This window comes from Streptomyces sp. NBC_01116 (assembly GCF_041435495.1).
GTDB lineage: Bacteria > Actinomycetota > Actinomycetes > Streptomycetales > Streptomycetaceae > Streptomyces.
This window is the reverse complement of the sequence record NZ_CP108644.1, coordinates 4,294,034-4,308,988: the sequence shown is the minus strand read 5'-3', so window position 1 is coordinate 4,308,988 and position 14,955 is coordinate 4,294,034. Positions and strand designations below refer to the sequence as shown.

Sequence of the window (14,955 nt, the reverse complement as noted above, 5' to 3'; positions counted from 1 at the left end):
CAGCGGACGTTCAGCGCCGGCCCGCCGCCAGGGCGGCCGTCTCGGGGCTGCTCCCGGCGACGATCCGGCCCCTGCCGGTCTCCCGGCGCTCCAGCAGGCTGGAGAGCACCGCCAGGACCAGGGCCGACGCGGCGAGTGCGGCTCCGACCCAGTTGGGGGCGGTGTAGCCGAGGCCCGCCGCGATCACGAGACCGCCGAGCCAGGCGGCGAGGGCGTTGCCGAGGTTGAAGGCCCCGATGTTGACCGCGGAGGCCAGCGTCGGCGCGCCCGCCGCCTGGTCGAGGACCCGCTTCTGCAGCGGAGGCACGGTAGCGAAGCCCAGGGCGCCGATCAGGACGATGGTGACGGCCGCGGCGACCTTGTTGTGGGCGGTCACGGTGAACAGGCCGAGAACGACGGCGAGCGCGCCGAGCGAGACGTACAGCATGGGCATCAGGTGGCGGTCGGCGAACTTGCCGCCGATCAGGTTGCCCCCCACCATGCCGAGGCCGAAGAGGACGAGCAGCCAGGTGACGGACGAGGCCGAGTAGCCGGCTGTCCCGGTCATCATCGGGGTGATGTAGGTGATCGCGGCGAAGACTCCGCCGAAGCCCAGGACGGTCATGGCCATCGCCAGCAGGACCTGGACGTTGCGGAACGCGGCCAGTTCGTGGCGGATGCGCACGTCTTCCGGCCGGGGCCGGTCCGGTACGAGCTTCGCGACGCCGAGCAGTCCCACGACGCCCAGAACGGCGACGAGAAGGAACGTGGTCCGCCAGCCAGCGGTCTGTCCGATGAACGTGCCGAGCGGAACACCGACGACGTTGGCGACGGTGAGCCCGGTGAACATCATGGCGATGGCTCCGGCCTTCTTCTGCGGGGCGACGAGATCGGCAGCGACCACCGAGCCGATACCGAAGAAGGCGCCGTGCGCGAGGGAGGCGATCACCCGTCCGGCGAGCATGACGCCGAAGACGGGGGCGAGCGCGGACACCACGTTGCCCACGATGAACAGCCCCATGAGGAGCATCAGCATGCGCTTGCGCGTGACGCGGGTGCCGAGCAGCGTCATCAGCGGGGCGCCGAGGACCACACCGAGCGCGTAGCCGGTCACCAGGAACCCGGCGGTCGGGATCGAGACCTGGAAGTCGCCGGCGACCTCGGGGAGCAACCCCATGATCACGAACTCTGTCGTTCCGATCCCGAATGCCCCGATGGCGAGCGCGAGGAGCGCGAGCGGCATGGGTTTCACCTTCCCTGAAGATTGCGTCTGCGCCTTACGAGCGTCCACATTAATTGCAGACGCGGGCTAAATGCAAGCGCGGGCTATTGCAGACGTCCCCTATCCTGGAGTCACGCGGCTCCCATACGGAGGAGAGACATGACAGCGACCGACCCCGCCCTGACCGCCATCGCCCAGAGCTGGTGCTCGCTCTCCCTGCTCCACGGGAAGATCGAAACCCGGATCGAACGGGCACTCCAGGCCGGCCACGGGCTCAGCGCGCGCGAGTACTCCCTGCTCGACGTGTTGAGCCGGCAGCACAACGGCACCGGCGGACATCTCCAGATGAAGCAGGTCGCCGACGCCGTCGTCCTCAGCCAGAGCGCCACCACCCGGCTCGTCACCCGACTTGAGGACCGCGGGCTGCTGACCCGCTACCTGTGCGACACCGACCGCCGGGGCATCTACACCGACGTCACCGATGCCGGGCTCACGCTGCTGGAGGCCGCCCGGCCGACGAACGACAACGCGCTGCGGGCGGCTCTGGACGAAGCCGCGGAGAACCCTGAGCTCGCTCCTCTGGTCAGGGCCGTCGAAGAGCTGAAGGTCCCGGCCTGACGGACTCCGATCGGGCGAGATGCCCCCTGGGGCCGACCTAGGATGCCGATCATGAGTGATCTCGCCATACGATCCGCCGTCCCCGACGACCTGCCCGCCGTGGTCGCGATGCTCGCCGACGACCCTCTGGGTGCACAGCGCGAGTCACCGGACGACCTCACCCCCTACCGCGAGGCGTTCAAGCGGCTGGCGGACGACCCGAACCAGCACGTGGTCGTCGCCGTGCGCGGGGACCGGGTCGTCGGCACGCTACAGCTGACCATCGTCCCGGGACTGTCCCGCCGCGGTGCGACCCGCTCGATCATCGAGGGCGTCCGCATCCATGGCGACGAACGCGGCAGCGGCCTCGGCACCCGGCTCATCCAGTGGGCGGTGGACGAATCCCGCCGCCAGAACTGCCAGTTGGTGCAGCTGACCTCGGATGTCACCCGCGAGGACGCGCACCGGTTCTACGAGCGCCTCGGCTTCACGGCCAGCCATGTGGGCTTCAAGCTGGCGCTCTGAGACGCGCGGACGGGTGGGTGTTTCACGTGAAACACCCACCCGTCACCGGCCGACGCTCAGCCGCCGAGCCCGCGCCAGCCCTCCGCGTCCACACCGCCGGGCACGGCCGCGCCCGCCTCGTACGGCTCCCGGGTGAAGACGAACGAACCGAGGTCGAGGTGGTCCACCGAGCCGTCGTCCCTGCGTACGACGCGCAGCGTCTCCCCCGCGTAGTAGTCGTTCTGGCCCGTCCAGGTGCCGTCCGGACGGTATGTGAAGGCCGCGCCGCGCCCCTTGCCGCCCAGCGGGGTGAGCTGTAGGCCCCGGTCCTCCGTCAGCCTCACCGTGACCGGGTGGGTGCCCCAGTGCCAGACGCCGGTCAGCGCGAGCAGCTCGTCGTCCACCTCGGGCAGCGGACGCCAGGGCTCCGGGATCCGCGGCTCGGCCTCGGCCACGATGCCTACGAGTTCGGCGGCGACCATCGCGGCGGGCAGCCCCGAGGTGACATTGGCGAGAACGACCGCGGCCACGTCGTCCTCCTCGCTGACCCAGAGGCCGGCGACGAACCCGGGAAGCGATCCCGAATGCCCGAAGAGCACGCGCTCTTCGCCACCGACGATCTGGAGCCCGAGACCGTAACCGCTGCCGCCCGTCTCGACCGGAGCTGCGGGCATCCGCATCTCCCGGACGGAGGCGGACGACAGGACCCGCTCGTCGCCCTCGGTCAAGAAGGCGGCGAAGCGCAGCAGGTCGTCCGCGGTCGACCAGAGCTGACCGGCGGGCGCCATGATCCCGAGGTCCTCGGCGGGCTCACTCAGCATGACGTCGGCCCAGGGGTGGACGGCCCATCCGCCCGCGTGCGGCGCCACGGGCCCGCTGGTCGTGCGGCTCATACCCAGCGGCTCCAGGATCTCGCGCCGCAGCGCCTCCTCCCAGGGGAGACCCCGTACCGCTTCCACCAACGAACCGAGCAAGGTGTAACCGGGGTTGGAGTAGTGATGGCGACGACCGGGCGCATGCCTCTGCGGCCGGTCGCCCAGCACGTCGGCGAGCTCGGGCCGCAGAGTGCCGGGCGTCCGCTCCCACCAGGGCGCGGGGGCTTCGGCGCCCAGTCCCGCGCTGTGGCCGAGCAACTGAAAGACGGTCACCCCGCCCGCCCCGGTGCCGGGGAGGTGCTTCTCCAGAGGATCGTCCAGGTCGATCAGCCCCTCGTCCCGCAGCCGTAGCACCAGAACGGCTGTGAACGTCTTGGTGATCGACCCGATCCGGTACTGCGTATCGGCGTCGGGAGCATGCCCCTCGACGCACGTACGCGCCCCGCTCCAGGCCGTACGCCCCTGCCGCCGCACCGCGGCCACCAGGGACGGCGCGCGGCCGTCCCGCTGCGCGACGGCGATGCGGTGCGACAGGGCGCGTCGGGTACTGGGAAGCAGGTCTTCGCCGATAGAAGTCATGGTCCAACCCCTACCCGACGGGACACCGCATGACGAACCCTTTTCCGCGACTCAGCCCTTGCGGCGGTACGTCCGCACCAGCGCGCCGTTCTCGAAGGTCCGTACTCCCTCAAGGCTGATCGAGGCTGTCGTCACCCGGATCGTCCCCGCCCCCTGGGCGCCTCCGCCCGGCATGTTCACAACGAGCGGAGGAACTCCCTGACGGCCCCGGCGAACTCCCCCGGAACGGTCCCGTGGACGGTGTGCCCCGCCGGAAGCTCGACGAGCCGGGTACGAGGACGTCGTGCCGCCATCGCTCTCGCGTGCTCCGCGCGCAGAACGCGGCTCCGCCAGTATGAGCGCCTCACGGCGCGAGGTTAGGAGGCCGGTTCAGGTACCGACGTAGCTGCCCGGCCTTACCTCTCCGGCGAGGCGGGCTCGACGAAGTGCACTACGGAAAAGGCCACTTGCGCGCGTCCGTCGGCGCTGAAAGCGTGGGTGCCGTCAACGTCGGCTCGGCGAACTCGCCCAGCAACGCGGCGAACTCCCACAGCAAGGAAGACCCACCATTCCCACCAAGACCGTGCAGATCCCCACGACGGACGGCTCGGCGGACGCCTTCGCCGCCTTCCCCGAAGACGGCGAGCGGCATCCAGGGGTGCTGATGTACGCGGACGCCTTCGGCATCCGGCCCGTGCTGCGGGAGATGGCCCGCGAACTGGCCGGACACGGGTACTACGTGCTCGTCCCCAACTTCTTCTACCGGAACGGGCCGACCCCGCTCATCGGCCTTCCCGAGCACATCGGAGAAGAGGACCGGGCCGCGCTCGTCGGCCGGCTGATGCCCTTGATCGAGGCGCACACAGCCGAACACGTCCTGCGGGACGCCGACTCCTACCTCGGCTTCCTCACGGCCCAGCCCGAGGTGAGCGCCGGACCGGTCGCGGTGACCGGCTACTGCATCGGCGGCCTCCTGGCCACCCGCACCGCCGCGGCCCACCCCGGGCAGGTGGCCGCCCTCGCCGCGTTCCACGCCCCCGTCGCCGCCGACGGGCCCGACAGCCTGCGCCGCCTCACCGCCGGGATCCACTTCGGCCACGCGGCGACGGACATCACCCCCGAGGCACTCGGCGAGCTCAACCGGTCCCTGGACGCCGCGGGGGTCGACTACACCTCCGAGGTCTACCCCGGCACGGTCCACGGCTTCACCATGTCCGACACCGACGCCTTCGACCCGGCCGCGCTGCGGCACCACTGGGACCGCCTGCTCCCCCTCCTCGCCCGCACCCTGGCGAAGGGCTGAGCATCCGGAAGACGTTCGACGGATGCCCGGTGACCGGGCATCCGTCAGGTCTGGGCCATGTCCACGAAGCGGGAGTAGTGGCCCTGGAACGCCACGGTGATGGTGGCCGTCGGACCGTTACGGTGCTTGCCGACGATGATGTCCGCCTCGCCCGCGCGCGGCGACTCCTTCTCGTACGCGTCCTCGCGGTGGAGCAGGATGACCATGTCGGCGTCCTGCTCGATGGAACCGGATTCACGCAGGTCGGACACCATCGGCTTCTTGTCCGTACGCTGCTCGGGACCACGGTTCAGCTGCGAGAGCGCGATCACCGGGACCTCCAGCTCCTTGGCCAGCAGCTTCAGGTTTCGCGACATGTCCGAGACCTCCTGCTGACGGCTCTCGGACCGCTTCGATCCACCGGCCTGCATCAGCTGCAGATAGTCGATGATCACGAGCTTGATGTCGTTGCGCTGCTTGAGCCGTCGGCACTTCGCGCGGATCTCCATCATCGACAGGTTGGGGGAGTCGTCGATGTAGAGCGGAGCGGCCGAGACCTCGGGCATCCGGCGTGCGAGCCGCGTCCAGTCCTCGTCCGTCATGGTGCCGGACCGCATGTGGTGCAGGGCCACCCGCGCCTCGGCCGACAGCAGACGCATCGCGATCTCGTTGCGCCCCATTTCGAGGGAGAAGATGACGCTGGGCAGGTTGTTCTTGATCGACGCGGCGCGCGCGAAGTCCAGCGCCAGCGTGGACTTACCCATGGCGGGGCGGGCCGCGATGACGATCATCTGGCCGGGGTGCATGCCGTTCGTCAGGGCGTCGAGGTCCGTGAAGCCCGTCGGCACACCGGTCATCTCGCCGCTGCGCGACCCGATGGCCTCGATCTCGTCGAGCGCGCCCTCCATGATGTCGCCGAGGGGTAGATAGTCCTCGCTGGTGCGCTGCTCGGTGACCGCGTAGATCTCGGCCTGCGCGGAGTTGACGATCTCGTCGACGTCCCCGTCCGCCGCGTATCCCATCTGCGTGATCTTCGTGCCCGCCTCGACGAGCCGTCGGAGCACCGCCCGCTCGTGGACGATCTCCGCGTAGTACGAGGCGTTGGCCGCGGTGGGCACGGACTGCACGAGGGTGTGCAGATACGGTGCTCCGCCGACCTTGGTGATCTCTCCGCGCTTGACCAGCTCGGCGGCGACCGTGATCGGGTCGGCCGGCTCGCCCTTGGCGTAAAGGTCGAGGATCGCCGTGTAGACGGTCTCGTGGGCGGGACGGTAGAAGTCGTGCCCCTTGATGATCTCCACGACGTCCGCGATGGCGTCCTTGGACAGCAGCATGCCGCCGAGGACCGACTGCTCGGCGTCCAGATCCTGGGGCGGCACCCGCTCGAACCCGGGGGAGCCGCCCTCCCACGCCTCGTCCGAGCCGCGGTCATGGCGGTCCTCACGCCCCTTGCGGTCCCCGCGACGCTGACGGGAGACGGGCAGACGGTCCCCGGGACCGGTCTCGGTCCAGGGGTCGTCCAAAGGCTCGGGAATGCTCACCGGGCCGCCTCCTCCCGTCCGCATCGCGGACCTAGCCGTGCCACTCTTTCTTACGGCACGGCACCGACAAACAGGTCGCCCGACTCCACTTCCGGCGCATCTGGTTCGGTGGATTCCGGTGCCGGAACGGAGTGCGGGCGCCGCACCACGGTAGGCCCCTCCGCACCGTCAGCCAATCTGGTTATCCACAGGGCATGTGGACGACGGACCAGATGCTGTGGAGAACCCTGCCGAACCTGTGCACGGACCAGGGGACAGCACTGTGGACAAACTCATAGCGACAGCGGCGTAACTATCCTGACCTGCGCATTCTCCATCCACCGACTGTGGGGGAGAAAAACTTTCGCCCTCATTTCAAGATCACTGCAGACGGCGTGGACAGGACGGCCCCACCGGGGCGAAAGTAAGGACCCCAGAGCGATTGCATCTCTTACCTGTGGAAGATTAGATTGACCCTCATGACCAAGGCCCCCGCGACCACGAAGAACGGCCGCCGACGGCACGACCGCGAGATCATCGCCCTTGCCGTCCCGGCATTCGGCGCACTCGTCGCCGAGCCCCTGTTCGTGATGGTCGACAGCGCCGTCGTCGGCCACCTCGGCACCCCGCAACTGGCTGGTCTCGGCATCGCCGCAGCCCTCCTGATGACGGCCGTGAGCATCTTCGTCTTCCTCGCTTACGCGACCACGGCGGCCGTCGCCCGCCGCGTGGGGGCGGGCGATCTCCCCGCCGCCATCCGCCAGGGCATGGACGGCATCTGGCTCGCCCTTCTGCTCGGAGCAGCCGTCGTCGCACTCGCGGTCCCGGCAGCCCCCTGGCTGGTCGACGTCTTCGGCGCGTCCGATACCGCGGCTCCTTACGCCATCACCTACCTGAGGATCTCCATCCTCGGCATCCCGGCCATGCTCGTCGTGCTCGCCGCCACCGGCGTCCTGCGCGGCCTCCAGGACACCCGCACCCCGCTGTACGTCGCCATCGGCGGCTTCACGGTGAACGCCGCCCTCAATGTGGCCCTCGTCTACGGTGCCGGCCTCGGCATCGCCGGATCCGCGTGGGGAACGGTGATCGCCCAGGTCGGCATGGCCGCCGTCTATCTCGTCGTGGTGATCCGCGGAGCCCGGAGGCACGGCGCCTCCCTGCGTCCCGACGCGGCCGGCATCAGGGCCAGCGCACGGGCCGGCGTACCACTGCTGATCCGGACTCTGTCACTGCGCGCCGTTCTGATGATCGCCACCGCTGTCGCCGCCCGGCTCGGGGACGTCGACATCGCCGCGCATCAGATCATCCTCTCCCTCTGGAGTCTGACCGCCTTCGCGCTCGACGCCATCGCCATCGCCGGGCAGGCGATCATCGGCCGCTATCTGGGGGCGAACGACGAGAAGGGCGCGCGCGAGGCCTGCCGCCGCATGGTCGAGTGGGGTATCGGTTGCGGCATCGTGCTCGGCGTCCTGATCGTGCTCGCCCGGCCCCTGTTCATCCCGCTCTTCACCAGCGACCCCGCGGTGAAGGACACCCTGCTCCCCGCGCTCCTGGTCGTGGCGGTCTCCCAGCCGATCGCAGGTGTGGTCTTCGTCCTGGACGGCGTCCTGATGGGAGCCGGTGACGGACGCTATCTCGCCTGGGCGATGCTGGTGACGCTCGCCGTCTTCGCGCCCGTCGCACTCCTGGTGCCCTCCCTCGGCGGCGGACTCACCGCGCTCTGGTGGGCGATGACGTTGATGATGGCCGTCCGCCTGGTCACGCTCTGGCTGCGTACCCGGTCGGGCCGGTGGATCGTCACCGGAGCCACACGCTGATCCATCCGCACGGTTCGCGGCTTGTTTCACGTGAAACAGGCGGTCCGTTCACGTGGAACAAGCCGCCGTTTCACGTGAAACAGGTCGCTCGTTTCACGTGAAACACCGCACGTCACTGGAGACAGTCCGTAAGAGACAGGAGTTCCACGAGACAGGAAGGGCCGCACCCAACGGGTGCGGCCCTTCACTGACTCAGCTGAGCTCTGCCCTTAGGCAGCAACGACCTCGACGCCGAGCTTCGCTGCGACCTCGGGGTGCAGACGGACGGACACCTGGTGTCCGCCGAGCGTCTTGATCGGCGAGCCGAGCTCGACGCGACGCTTGTCGACGTCGGGACCACCGGCAGCCTTGATCGCCGCAGCGACGTCGGCCGGGGTGACCGAGCCGAAGAGACGGCCGGCGTCGCCGGAGCGAACAGCCAGACGGACCTTCACGCCCTCGAGCTTGGCCTTGATCTCGTTGGCCTGCTCGATCGTCGCGATCTCGTGGATCTTGCGGGCGCGGCGGATCTGCGCCACGTCCTTCTCGCCGCCCTTGGTCCAGCGAATGGCGAAGCCACGCGGAACCAGGTAGTTACGGGCGTACCCGTCCTTGACGTCGACGACGTCGCCGGCGGTGCCGAGGCCGGAGACCTCGTGGGTGAGGATGATCTTCATGCTGTTGTCACCCTTCCCTTATCGCGCGGTGGACGTGTAGGGCAGCAGCGCCATCTCACGGCTGTTCTTGACAGCCGTGGCGACGTCACGCTGGTGCTGCGTGCAGTTGCCGGTGACGCGGCGGGCACGGATCTTGCCGCGGTCGGAAATGAACTTCCGCAGCATGTTCGTGTCCTTGTAGTCCACGTACTGGGTCTTGTCCTTGCAGAACGCGCAGACCTTCTTCTTAGGCTTGCGCACAGGCGGCTTCGCCATGGTGTTTCTCCTGTGTGATCAAGAAGTGGGGGTACGAGCAGCCCTAGAAGGGAGGCTCGTCCGAGTAGCCGCCGCCAGAGGCACCGCCGGAACCGCCGGAGCTTCCGCCCCAGCCGCCTCCGCCGCCACCCTGCTGTCCCCCGCCGCCCTGGCCGCCTGCCGGCGCGCCGGTCGCCCACGGGTCGTCGGCGGGTGCACCGCCGCCGCCCTGCTGGCCACCGCCACCGGGACCGCCGCCCCAGTTGCCGCCGCCCTGCTGGCCGCCGCCGTATCCACCCTGGCCGCCCTGACCACCGCGACCGGTGGTCTTGGTGACCTTCGCCGTGGCGTTCTTGAGGCTGGGGCCGACTTCCTCGACGTCCAGCTCGTAGACCGTGCGCTTGACGCCCTCACGGTCCTCGTAGGACCGCTGCTTCAACCGGCCCTGCACGACGACGCGCATGCCTCGCTGAAGCGACTCCGCGACGTTCTCCGCCGCCTGACGCCAGACCGAGCAGGTGAGGAACAGGCCTTCGCCGTCCTTCCACTCATTGGTCTGCCGGTCGAAGATGCGGGGAGTGGACGCGACACGGAACTTCGCGACCGCCGCACCGGACGGGGTGAAGCGCAGCTCGGGGTCGTCGACGAGATTGCCGACGACCGTGATGACGGTCTCGCCTGCCATGGGTGAACCTCTCGGCGGGGATTGCTTCTGGCTGCTTGCTGCTACTCGGACCCGAAAACCGCTGAGCTAGATGCTCAGTGGATCTCGGGACGGAGGACCTTGGTCCGGAGGACCGACTCGTTCAGGTTCATCTGGCGGTCGAGCTCCTTGACGACCGCAGGCTCGGCCTGCAGGTCGATGACCGAGTAGATGCCCTCGGGCTTCTTCTTGATCTCGTAGGCGAGCCGACGACGGCCCCAGGTGTCGACCTTCTCCACCTTTCCATCGCCCTCACGGACGACGGAGAGGAAGTTCTCGATCAGCGGGGAGACTGCTCGCTCCTCGAGATCGGGGTCGAGGATGACCATCACCTCGTAGTGACGCATGTGGAACCCACCTCCTTTGGACTCAGCGGCCACGGTCGTTCCGTGGCAGGAGGGTCGTGATGCGTGTTGCAACGGCGTTACCGAGGAGAACACCCAGCACTGACAACCAGCTCCCGAACGATCCCGGATACGGGGGTTCGGGGGAGGCTCGCCGTGCTGGCCTGGGCAGACACCGGTGCAGACCGTACAGACTACCCGTAGACCGGCTTCCGGTTGAAATCAGGAGCTCAGAGGGCACAATCGAGACAGATGCGGTGTGAGAGGCGCTACACCCGCCGTAGTGCGGGGCGGTGGATCCACCGCCCGTCCGTCCGGCCAGGAGGTACTCCATGGCACAGACCATCCGACCCGCCGGCTCCCGGTCCCCGACCGGCCGCCGCGCCACCGGTTCCCTCTTCGCGACGGACGGCAGGCCGCACCCCGTCCAGGACGTCCTGATGGTGGTGACCGGGGTACTGGGCATCCTCGCGTTCGTCACGGCGATGTTCCACCATCTGCACCTGATCAGCTCCTGGGCGGGGCTCATCGGGATCCTGACCGGCGCCTACGGCCAGTACATCTCGAAGACCACCTGGGAGCGGTTCGGCCTGATCATGGGCCTCGGCGCCTCCGCGGTCGGCTTCTACCTCGGCATGGCCCACGGCGGCCTCTTCGGCGGCGTGATCACCTGACCGGAGCATCGGCCGGAGCACCGGCCGGAGAACGGGCCGACGCGGGTGCCCAGGCGCCCGCGTCGGCCCGCCGTGCGTTCCGGGCCCCCGGGGCCAGGCCGGGCCCCCCTCGGTCACAGTAGGCTTCGGCGCGAGAGCCGGAGCCCCTGACCGATGGGGACACACCTGCCGAGGAGCGCCCCGCATGAGCCTGACCCTGAGGACCATCAGCCGAGAGCAGCATCTGGCGTACATCCAGAGCCTGCCCTCGGCCAGTCACTGCCAGGTCCCGGCGTGGGCTGACGTGAAGACCGAATGGCGCTCGGAGAACCTGGGCTGGTTCGACAAGAACGGCGAGATCGTCGGCGCCGGCCTCGTCCTGTACCGCCAGCTGCCCAAGATCAAGCGCTACCTGGCGTACCTCCCCGAGGGCCCGGTCATCAACTGGCACGCACCGAATCTGGACGACTGGCTCCGGCCGATGCTCACGCACCTCAAGCAGCAGGGCGCCTTCTCCGTGAAGATGGGCCCGCCGGTGGTCATCCGCCGCTGGGACTCGGCCGCCATCAAGTCCGGCATCCAGGACCCGGACGTGAAGCGCCTGCGCGACGTCGAGGCCACGCACATCGAGCCGCGCGCCTTCGAGGTCGCGGACCGGCTGCGCAAGATGGGCTGGCAGCAGGCCGAGGACGGCGGCGCCGGATTCGGTGACGTCCAGCCCCGCTACGTCTTCCAGGTGCCGCTGGCCAACCGCTCGCTCGAGGACGTCCTCAAGGGCTTCAACCAGCTGTGGCGCCGCAACATCAAGAAGGCCGACAAGGCCGGCGTCGAGGTCGTCCAGGGCGGCTACGAGGACCTGGCCGAGTGGCAGCGGCTCTACGAGATCACCGCCGAACGCGACCGCTTCCGGCCGCGCCCGCTCTCGTACTTCCAGCGCATGTGGACCGTCCTCAACTCCGAGGACCCCAACCGGATGCGTCTCTACTTCGCCCGCCACAACGGCGTGAACCTCTCCGCGGCCACGATGCTCGTCGTCGGCGGACACGTCTGGTACTCCTACGGCGCCTCCGACAACATCGGACGCGAGGTCCGGCCGTCGAACGCGATGCAGTGGCGCATGCTGCGCGACAGCTACGCGATGGGCGCGACCGTCTACGACCTGCGCGGGATCAGCGACTCGCTCGACGAGACCGACCATCTCTTCGGCCTGATCCAGTTCAAGGTCGGCACCGGCGGCGAGGCCGTCGAGTACGTCGGCGAGTGGGACTTCCCGCTCAACAAGCTGCTCCACAAGGCGCTCGACATGTATATGTCCCGCCGCTGATCCGCTTCACCGCACATCCGCGCACCACCCCGTTCGTTCCTGATTCACCGCAGCCACCAGAAAGGTTCCGGGCCGGCCATGGCGCTCTCCCTCTACGTCGACACCGCGCGCTGGCGGGCGCACCAGAAGTCCGTGATCGACCAGTTCCCCGGTCTCGTACCCGTCTGCAAGGGCAACGGCTACGGCTTTGGCCACGAGCGCCTCGCCGACGAGACGATCCGCTTCGGATCCGACACCCTCGCCGTCGGGACGACCTACGAGGCGGCCCGGATCAAGGACTGGTTCAGCGGCGACCTGCTGGTCCTGACCCCGTTCCGGCGCGGTGAGGAGCCCGTACCGCTCCCGGACCGCGTCATCCGGTCCGTCTCCTCCGTCGACGGGGTGCACGCGCTGGTGGGCGCCCGCGTCGTCATCGAGTGCATGAGCTCCATGAAGCGCCACGGCGTCAAGGAGGAGGAGCTCGGGCAGCTGCACGCGGCGATCGAGGACGTACGGCTCGAAGGCTTCGCCCTGCACCTGCCACTGGACCGCACCGACGGCTCCGACGCCGTCGAGGAGGTCATCGGCTGGATGGACCGGCTGCGCGCGGCCCGGCTGCCGCTGCACACCATGTTCGTCAGCCATCTGCGCGCCGAGGAGCTGGCCCGGCTCCAGCAGCAGTTCCCGCAGACCCGCTTCCGTGCCCGTATCGGCACCCGGCTCTGGCTCGGCGACCACGAGGCCACCGAGTACCGGGGGGCCGTCCTGGACGTCACCCCCGTGGTCAAGGGCGACCGGTTCGGCTACCGCCAGCAGAAGGCCGCCTCCGACGGCTGGCTGGTCGTCGTGGCCGGCGGTACGTCCCACGGGGTCGGCCTGGAGGCGCCCAAGGCGCTGCACGGCGTGATGCCGCGGGCCAAGGGCGTCGCCCGCGCGGGCCTGGCCACGGTCAACCGCAACCTGTCGCCGTTCGTCTGGGCGGGCAAGCAGCGGTGGTTCGCCGAACCGCCGCACATGCAGGTGTCGATCCTGTTCGTGCCCTCGGACGCCCAGGAGCCGCGGGTCGGCGACGAGCTGGTCGCCCACCTGCGCCACACCACCACGCAGTACGACCGGCTCGTCGACCGCTGAGCCGCCCCGGCGCGGCCGTGAACGGCCGCGCCGGGCCCCGGGTCAGCCGTCCCGGGTGGGCGTCCCCGTGGGCGTCCCGCCCCACTCGACCCGAGGCCCTGTGACCGTCAGGGCCTGATGCCCCGACGGCCGGGCCTCGGGCCCCAGCACGAACGCGTCCGGAGCCCCGTCGAGAACACCGCCCGACGGGTCGTCCGACCCGTCCCCGCGCACCGGGTCCTTCTCCGGCTGGAGGATGTCCCGGACGATCAGCGCGCACAGGTACAGCGTGCCCAGCAGGTGCAGGGCGATCGCGACCTGGTAGCCCTCCTGCGGCAGCCCCTGGTGCTTGTCGCCGCCGCTGGTGTACGCGAGGTAGGACCAGATCCCGAGGAAGTACATGACCTCGCAGGCCTGCCAGATGAGGAAGTCGCGCCAGGCCGGCCGGGCCAGGACCGCCAGCGGAATCAGCCAGAGCACGTACTGCGGTGAGTAGACCTTGTTCGTCAGGACGAACGCGGCCACCACCAGGAACGCCAGCTGGGCGAAGCGCGGCCGGCGGGCCGCGGAGAGCGCCAGGCCCGCGATGCCCGCGCAGAACACGACCATCAGGACGACCGATGCGGTGTTGACCGTCTCCACGTCGATGGGCTTGCCGGTGCGCTGGGTGATGATCAGCCAGAACGAACCGAAGTCGATGGGCCGCTCCTGGCTGAAGGTGTAGAACTTCCGCCACCCCTCGGGGGCGAAGACCATCACCGGCAGGTTCACCACGAGCCAGGCCGCCCCCGCGCCCAGCAGGGCCGTCCCGAACTCGCGGATCCTGCCCGCCCGCCAGCAGAGCACCAGGAGCGGGCCGAGCAGCAGAGCGGGATAGAGCTTGGCGGCCGTCGCCAGGCCGATGAGGACGCCGAACGCGAGCACCCGGCCCCGGGACCACATGAGCATCGCCGCGGCCGTCAGGGCGACGGCCAGCAGGTCCCAGTTGATCGTCGCCGTGAGGACGAACGCGGGGGCCAGCGCGACCAGGAGGCCGTCCCAGGGGCGGCGGCGGTGCGTGCGGACGGTGCACACGGCGATGACCACCGCGCAGATCATCAGCATGCCCGCGTTGACCATCCAGTACATCTGCTCGCGCTGCTGGATGGGATCGCTGTCGGGCGTCAGCGTCAGCCAGGCCGCCACCTGCATGAACACCCCGGTCAGCACGGGGTACTCCAGGTACTGCATGTCGCCGCTCAGCCGGTCGAAGTACGGCACGAGGCCGTCGGCGAAGCCGCGCCCCATGAAGAGGTGCGGAATGTCGGAGTAACAGGCGTGGGTGTACTGCGAGGTGGCCCCGCGGAACCAGGCCCATTCGTAGCAGGGGATCTTCTGCACCATGCCGAGGGCGAACATCCCGATCATGACCAGCGCGACGACGCGCACGGGCGTGAGCGGGCCGTCGCCGAGCCGAGCCCAGCGTCCCACCCGGCCGCCGAACAGCTCGCTGCCGGCCGCCGCGACCTCGTCCTGATCGGTGGGCCGCACGACGGGCCGCTCCTGGTGCACGCTCGTGTCTTCTGCGCTGGGGCTTGGCATGCCGCACATCCTGCCGT

16 protein-coding genes are annotated in these 14,955 nt (G+C 69.4%); 7 read left to right on the top strand and 9 right to left on the bottom strand.

What is annotated here, in order from left to right; all coding sequences use genetic code 11:
- Window positions 1–10: 10 nt before the first annotated feature.
- A complete protein-coding gene (locus OG245_RS18755) occupies window positions 11–1,222 on the bottom strand; it encodes an MFS transporter (protein ID WP_371624649.1) in 1,212 nt (403 codons plus the stop codon).
- Window positions 1,223–1,360: 138 nt separating this feature from the next.
- Between OG245_RS18755 and OG245_RS18750 the strand changes: the two genes are divergently transcribed.
- Both OG245_RS18750 and OG245_RS18745 read left to right on the top strand, forming a co-directional pair.
- Window positions 1,361–1,819 (top strand): MarR family winged helix-turn-helix transcriptional regulator, encoded by a 459-nt coding sequence (locus tag OG245_RS18750; protein WP_371624648.1) that lies wholly within the window; start codon window positions 1,361–1,363, stop codon window positions 1,817–1,819.
- Window positions 1,820–1,870: 51 nt separating this feature from the next.
- A complete protein-coding gene (locus tag OG245_RS18745) occupies window positions 1,871–2,323 on the top strand; it encodes an N-acetyltransferase family protein (protein WP_371624647.1) in 453 nt (150 codons plus the stop codon).
- Window positions 2,324–2,379: 56 nt separating this feature from the next.
- Here the strand turns inward: OG245_RS18745 and OG245_RS18740 are convergent, their stop codons facing one another.
- Both OG245_RS18740 and OG245_RS18735 read right to left on the bottom strand, forming a co-directional pair.
- Window positions 2,380–3,756 carry a serine hydrolase domain-containing protein gene (locus OG245_RS18740; protein ID WP_371624646.1) on the bottom strand — a complete coding sequence of 459 codons (1,377 nt, stop codon included), beginning with the start codon at window positions 3,754–3,756 and terminating at the stop codon, window positions 2,380–2,382.
- A 51-nt stretch (window positions 3,757–3,807) separates the two neighbouring features.
- Complete coding sequence (locus OG245_RS18735; RefSeq protein WP_371624645.1) at window positions 3,808–3,936, bottom strand: hypothetical protein; 129 nt, start codon at window positions 3,934–3,936, stop codon at window positions 3,808–3,810.
- Between the two features lie 382 nt (window positions 3,937–4,318).
- Between OG245_RS18735 and OG245_RS18730 the strand changes: the two genes are divergently transcribed.
- The gene (locus OG245_RS18730) at window positions 4,319–5,038 is read left to right on the top strand and encodes a dienelactone hydrolase family protein (protein ID WP_371624644.1); all 720 of its coding nucleotides are present in this window, start codon (window positions 4,319–4,321) and stop codon (window positions 5,036–5,038) included.
- Window positions 5,039–5,082: 44 nt separating this feature from the next.
- On the opposite strand, the gene dnaB is transcribed toward OG245_RS18730, so the two are convergent.
- On the bottom strand, window positions 5,083–6,558 hold the full coding sequence (gene dnaB, locus OG245_RS18725) for a replicative DNA helicase (RefSeq protein ID WP_026290418.1): 1,476 nt from the start codon (window positions 6,556–6,558) through the stop codon (window positions 5,083–5,085).
- Window positions 6,559–7,016: 458 nt separating this feature from the next.
- Here dnaB and OG245_RS18720 point away from each other — a divergent pair, with 458 nt between their 5' ends.
- Window positions 7,017–8,354, top strand: a complete 1,338-nt coding sequence (locus OG245_RS18720) for an MATE family efflux transporter (RefSeq protein ID WP_371624643.1) — start codon at window positions 7,017–7,019, stop codon at window positions 8,352–8,354.
- A gap of 209 nt (window positions 8,355–8,563) precedes the next feature.
- Here OG245_RS18720 and rplI read toward each other — a convergent pair whose 3' ends face one another.
- The 4 genes from rplI to rpsF all read right to left on the bottom strand — a co-directional run bounded on the left by rplI (window position 8,564) and on the right by rpsF (window position 10,294).
- Window positions 8,564–9,010: a 50S ribosomal protein L9 gene (gene rplI, locus OG245_RS18715; protein ID WP_003967856.1), complete on the bottom strand. Its 447-nt coding sequence runs from the start codon at window positions 9,008–9,010 to the stop codon at window positions 8,564–8,566.
- Window positions 9,011–9,028: 18 nt separating this feature from the next.
- Window positions 9,029–9,265, bottom strand: coding sequence for a 30S ribosomal protein S18 (rpsR, locus tag OG245_RS18710; RefSeq protein WP_003967857.1), 237 nt, complete (start codon window positions 9,263–9,265; stop codon window positions 9,029–9,031).
- Window positions 9,266–9,308: 43 nt separating this feature from the next.
- On the bottom strand, window positions 9,309–9,929 hold the full coding sequence (locus tag OG245_RS18705) for a single-stranded DNA-binding protein (protein WP_329356879.1): 621 nt from the start codon (window positions 9,927–9,929) through the stop codon (window positions 9,309–9,311).
- A 74-nt stretch (window positions 9,930–10,003) separates the two neighbouring features.
- The gene (gene rpsF, locus OG245_RS18700; protein ID WP_018957345.1) at window positions 10,004–10,294 is read right to left on the bottom strand and encodes a 30S ribosomal protein S6; all 291 of its coding nucleotides are present in this window, start codon (window positions 10,292–10,294) and stop codon (window positions 10,004–10,006) included.
- A 329-nt stretch (window positions 10,295–10,623) separates the two neighbouring features.
- Here rpsF and OG245_RS18695 point away from each other — a divergent pair, with 329 nt between their 5' ends.
- The 3 genes from OG245_RS18695 to OG245_RS18685 all read left to right on the top strand — a co-directional run bounded on the left by OG245_RS18695 (window position 10,624) and on the right by OG245_RS18685 (window position 13,378).
- Entirely contained in the window at window positions 10,624–10,965 is a 342-nt protein-coding gene (locus OG245_RS18695) for a hypothetical protein (RefSeq protein WP_069752208.1), read from the top strand.
- A gap of 184 nt (window positions 10,966–11,149) precedes the next feature.
- The gene (locus tag OG245_RS18690) at window positions 11,150–12,268 is read left to right on the top strand and encodes a lipid II:glycine glycyltransferase FemX (RefSeq protein WP_371624642.1); all 1,119 of its coding nucleotides are present in this window, start codon (window positions 11,150–11,152) and stop codon (window positions 12,266–12,268) included.
- Window positions 12,269–12,346: 78 nt separating this feature from the next.
- Window positions 12,347–13,378: an alanine racemase gene (locus tag OG245_RS18685; RefSeq protein ID WP_003967862.1), complete on the top strand. Its 1,032-nt coding sequence runs from the start codon at window positions 12,347–12,349 to the stop codon at window positions 13,376–13,378.
- 42 nt (window positions 13,379–13,420) lie between these two features.
- Here OG245_RS18685 and OG245_RS18680 read toward each other — a convergent pair whose 3' ends face one another.
- Entirely contained in the window at window positions 13,421–14,947 is a 1,527-nt protein-coding gene (locus OG245_RS18680; RefSeq protein WP_371624641.1) for a glycosyltransferase family 87 protein, read from the bottom strand.
- Window positions 14,948–14,955: the final 8 nt, after the last annotated feature.

Coding starts and splice junctions, on each gene's coding strand:
- OG245_RS18755 (WP_371624649.1), bottom strand. CDS start 1,222: ATGCCGCTCGCGCTCCTCGCGCTCGCCATCGGGGCATTCGGGATCGGA.
- OG245_RS18750 (WP_371624648.1), top strand. CDS start 1,361: ATGACAGCGACCGACCCCGCCCTGACCGCCATCGCCCAGAGCTGGTGC.
- OG245_RS18745 (WP_371624647.1), top strand. CDS start 1,871: ATGAGTGATCTCGCCATACGATCCGCCGTCCCCGACGACCTGCCCGCC.
- OG245_RS18740 (WP_371624646.1), bottom strand. CDS start 3,756: ATGACTTCTATCGGCGAAGACCTGCTTCCCAGTACCCGACGCGCCCTG.
- OG245_RS18720 (WP_371624643.1), top strand. CDS start 7,017: ATGACCAAGGCCCCCGCGACCACGAAGAACGGCCGCCGACGGCACGAC.
- rplI (WP_003967856.1), bottom strand. CDS start 9,010: ATGAAGATCATCCTCACCCACGAGGTCTCCGGCCTCGGCACCGCCGGC.
- rpsR (WP_003967857.1), bottom strand. CDS start 9,265: ATGGCGAAGCCGCCTGTGCGCAAGCCTAAGAAGAAGGTCTGCGCGTTC.
- OG245_RS18705 (WP_329356879.1), bottom strand. CDS start 9,929: ATGGCAGGCGAGACCGTCATCACGGTCGTCGGCAATCTCGTCGACGAC.
- rpsF (WP_018957345.1), bottom strand. CDS start 10,294: ATGCGTCACTACGAGGTGATGGTCATCCTCGACCCCGATCTCGAGGAG.
- OG245_RS18695 (WP_069752208.1), top strand. CDS start 10,624: ATGGCACAGACCATCCGACCCGCCGGCTCCCGGTCCCCGACCGGCCGC.
- OG245_RS18690 (WP_371624642.1), top strand. CDS start 11,150: ATGAGCCTGACCCTGAGGACCATCAGCCGAGAGCAGCATCTGGCGTAC.
- OG245_RS18685 (WP_003967862.1), top strand. CDS start 12,347: ATGGCGCTCTCCCTCTACGTCGACACCGCGCGCTGGCGGGCGCACCAG.
- OG245_RS18680 (WP_371624641.1), bottom strand. CDS start 14,947: ATGTGCGGCATGCCAAGCCCCAGCGCAGAAGACACGAGCGTGCACCAG.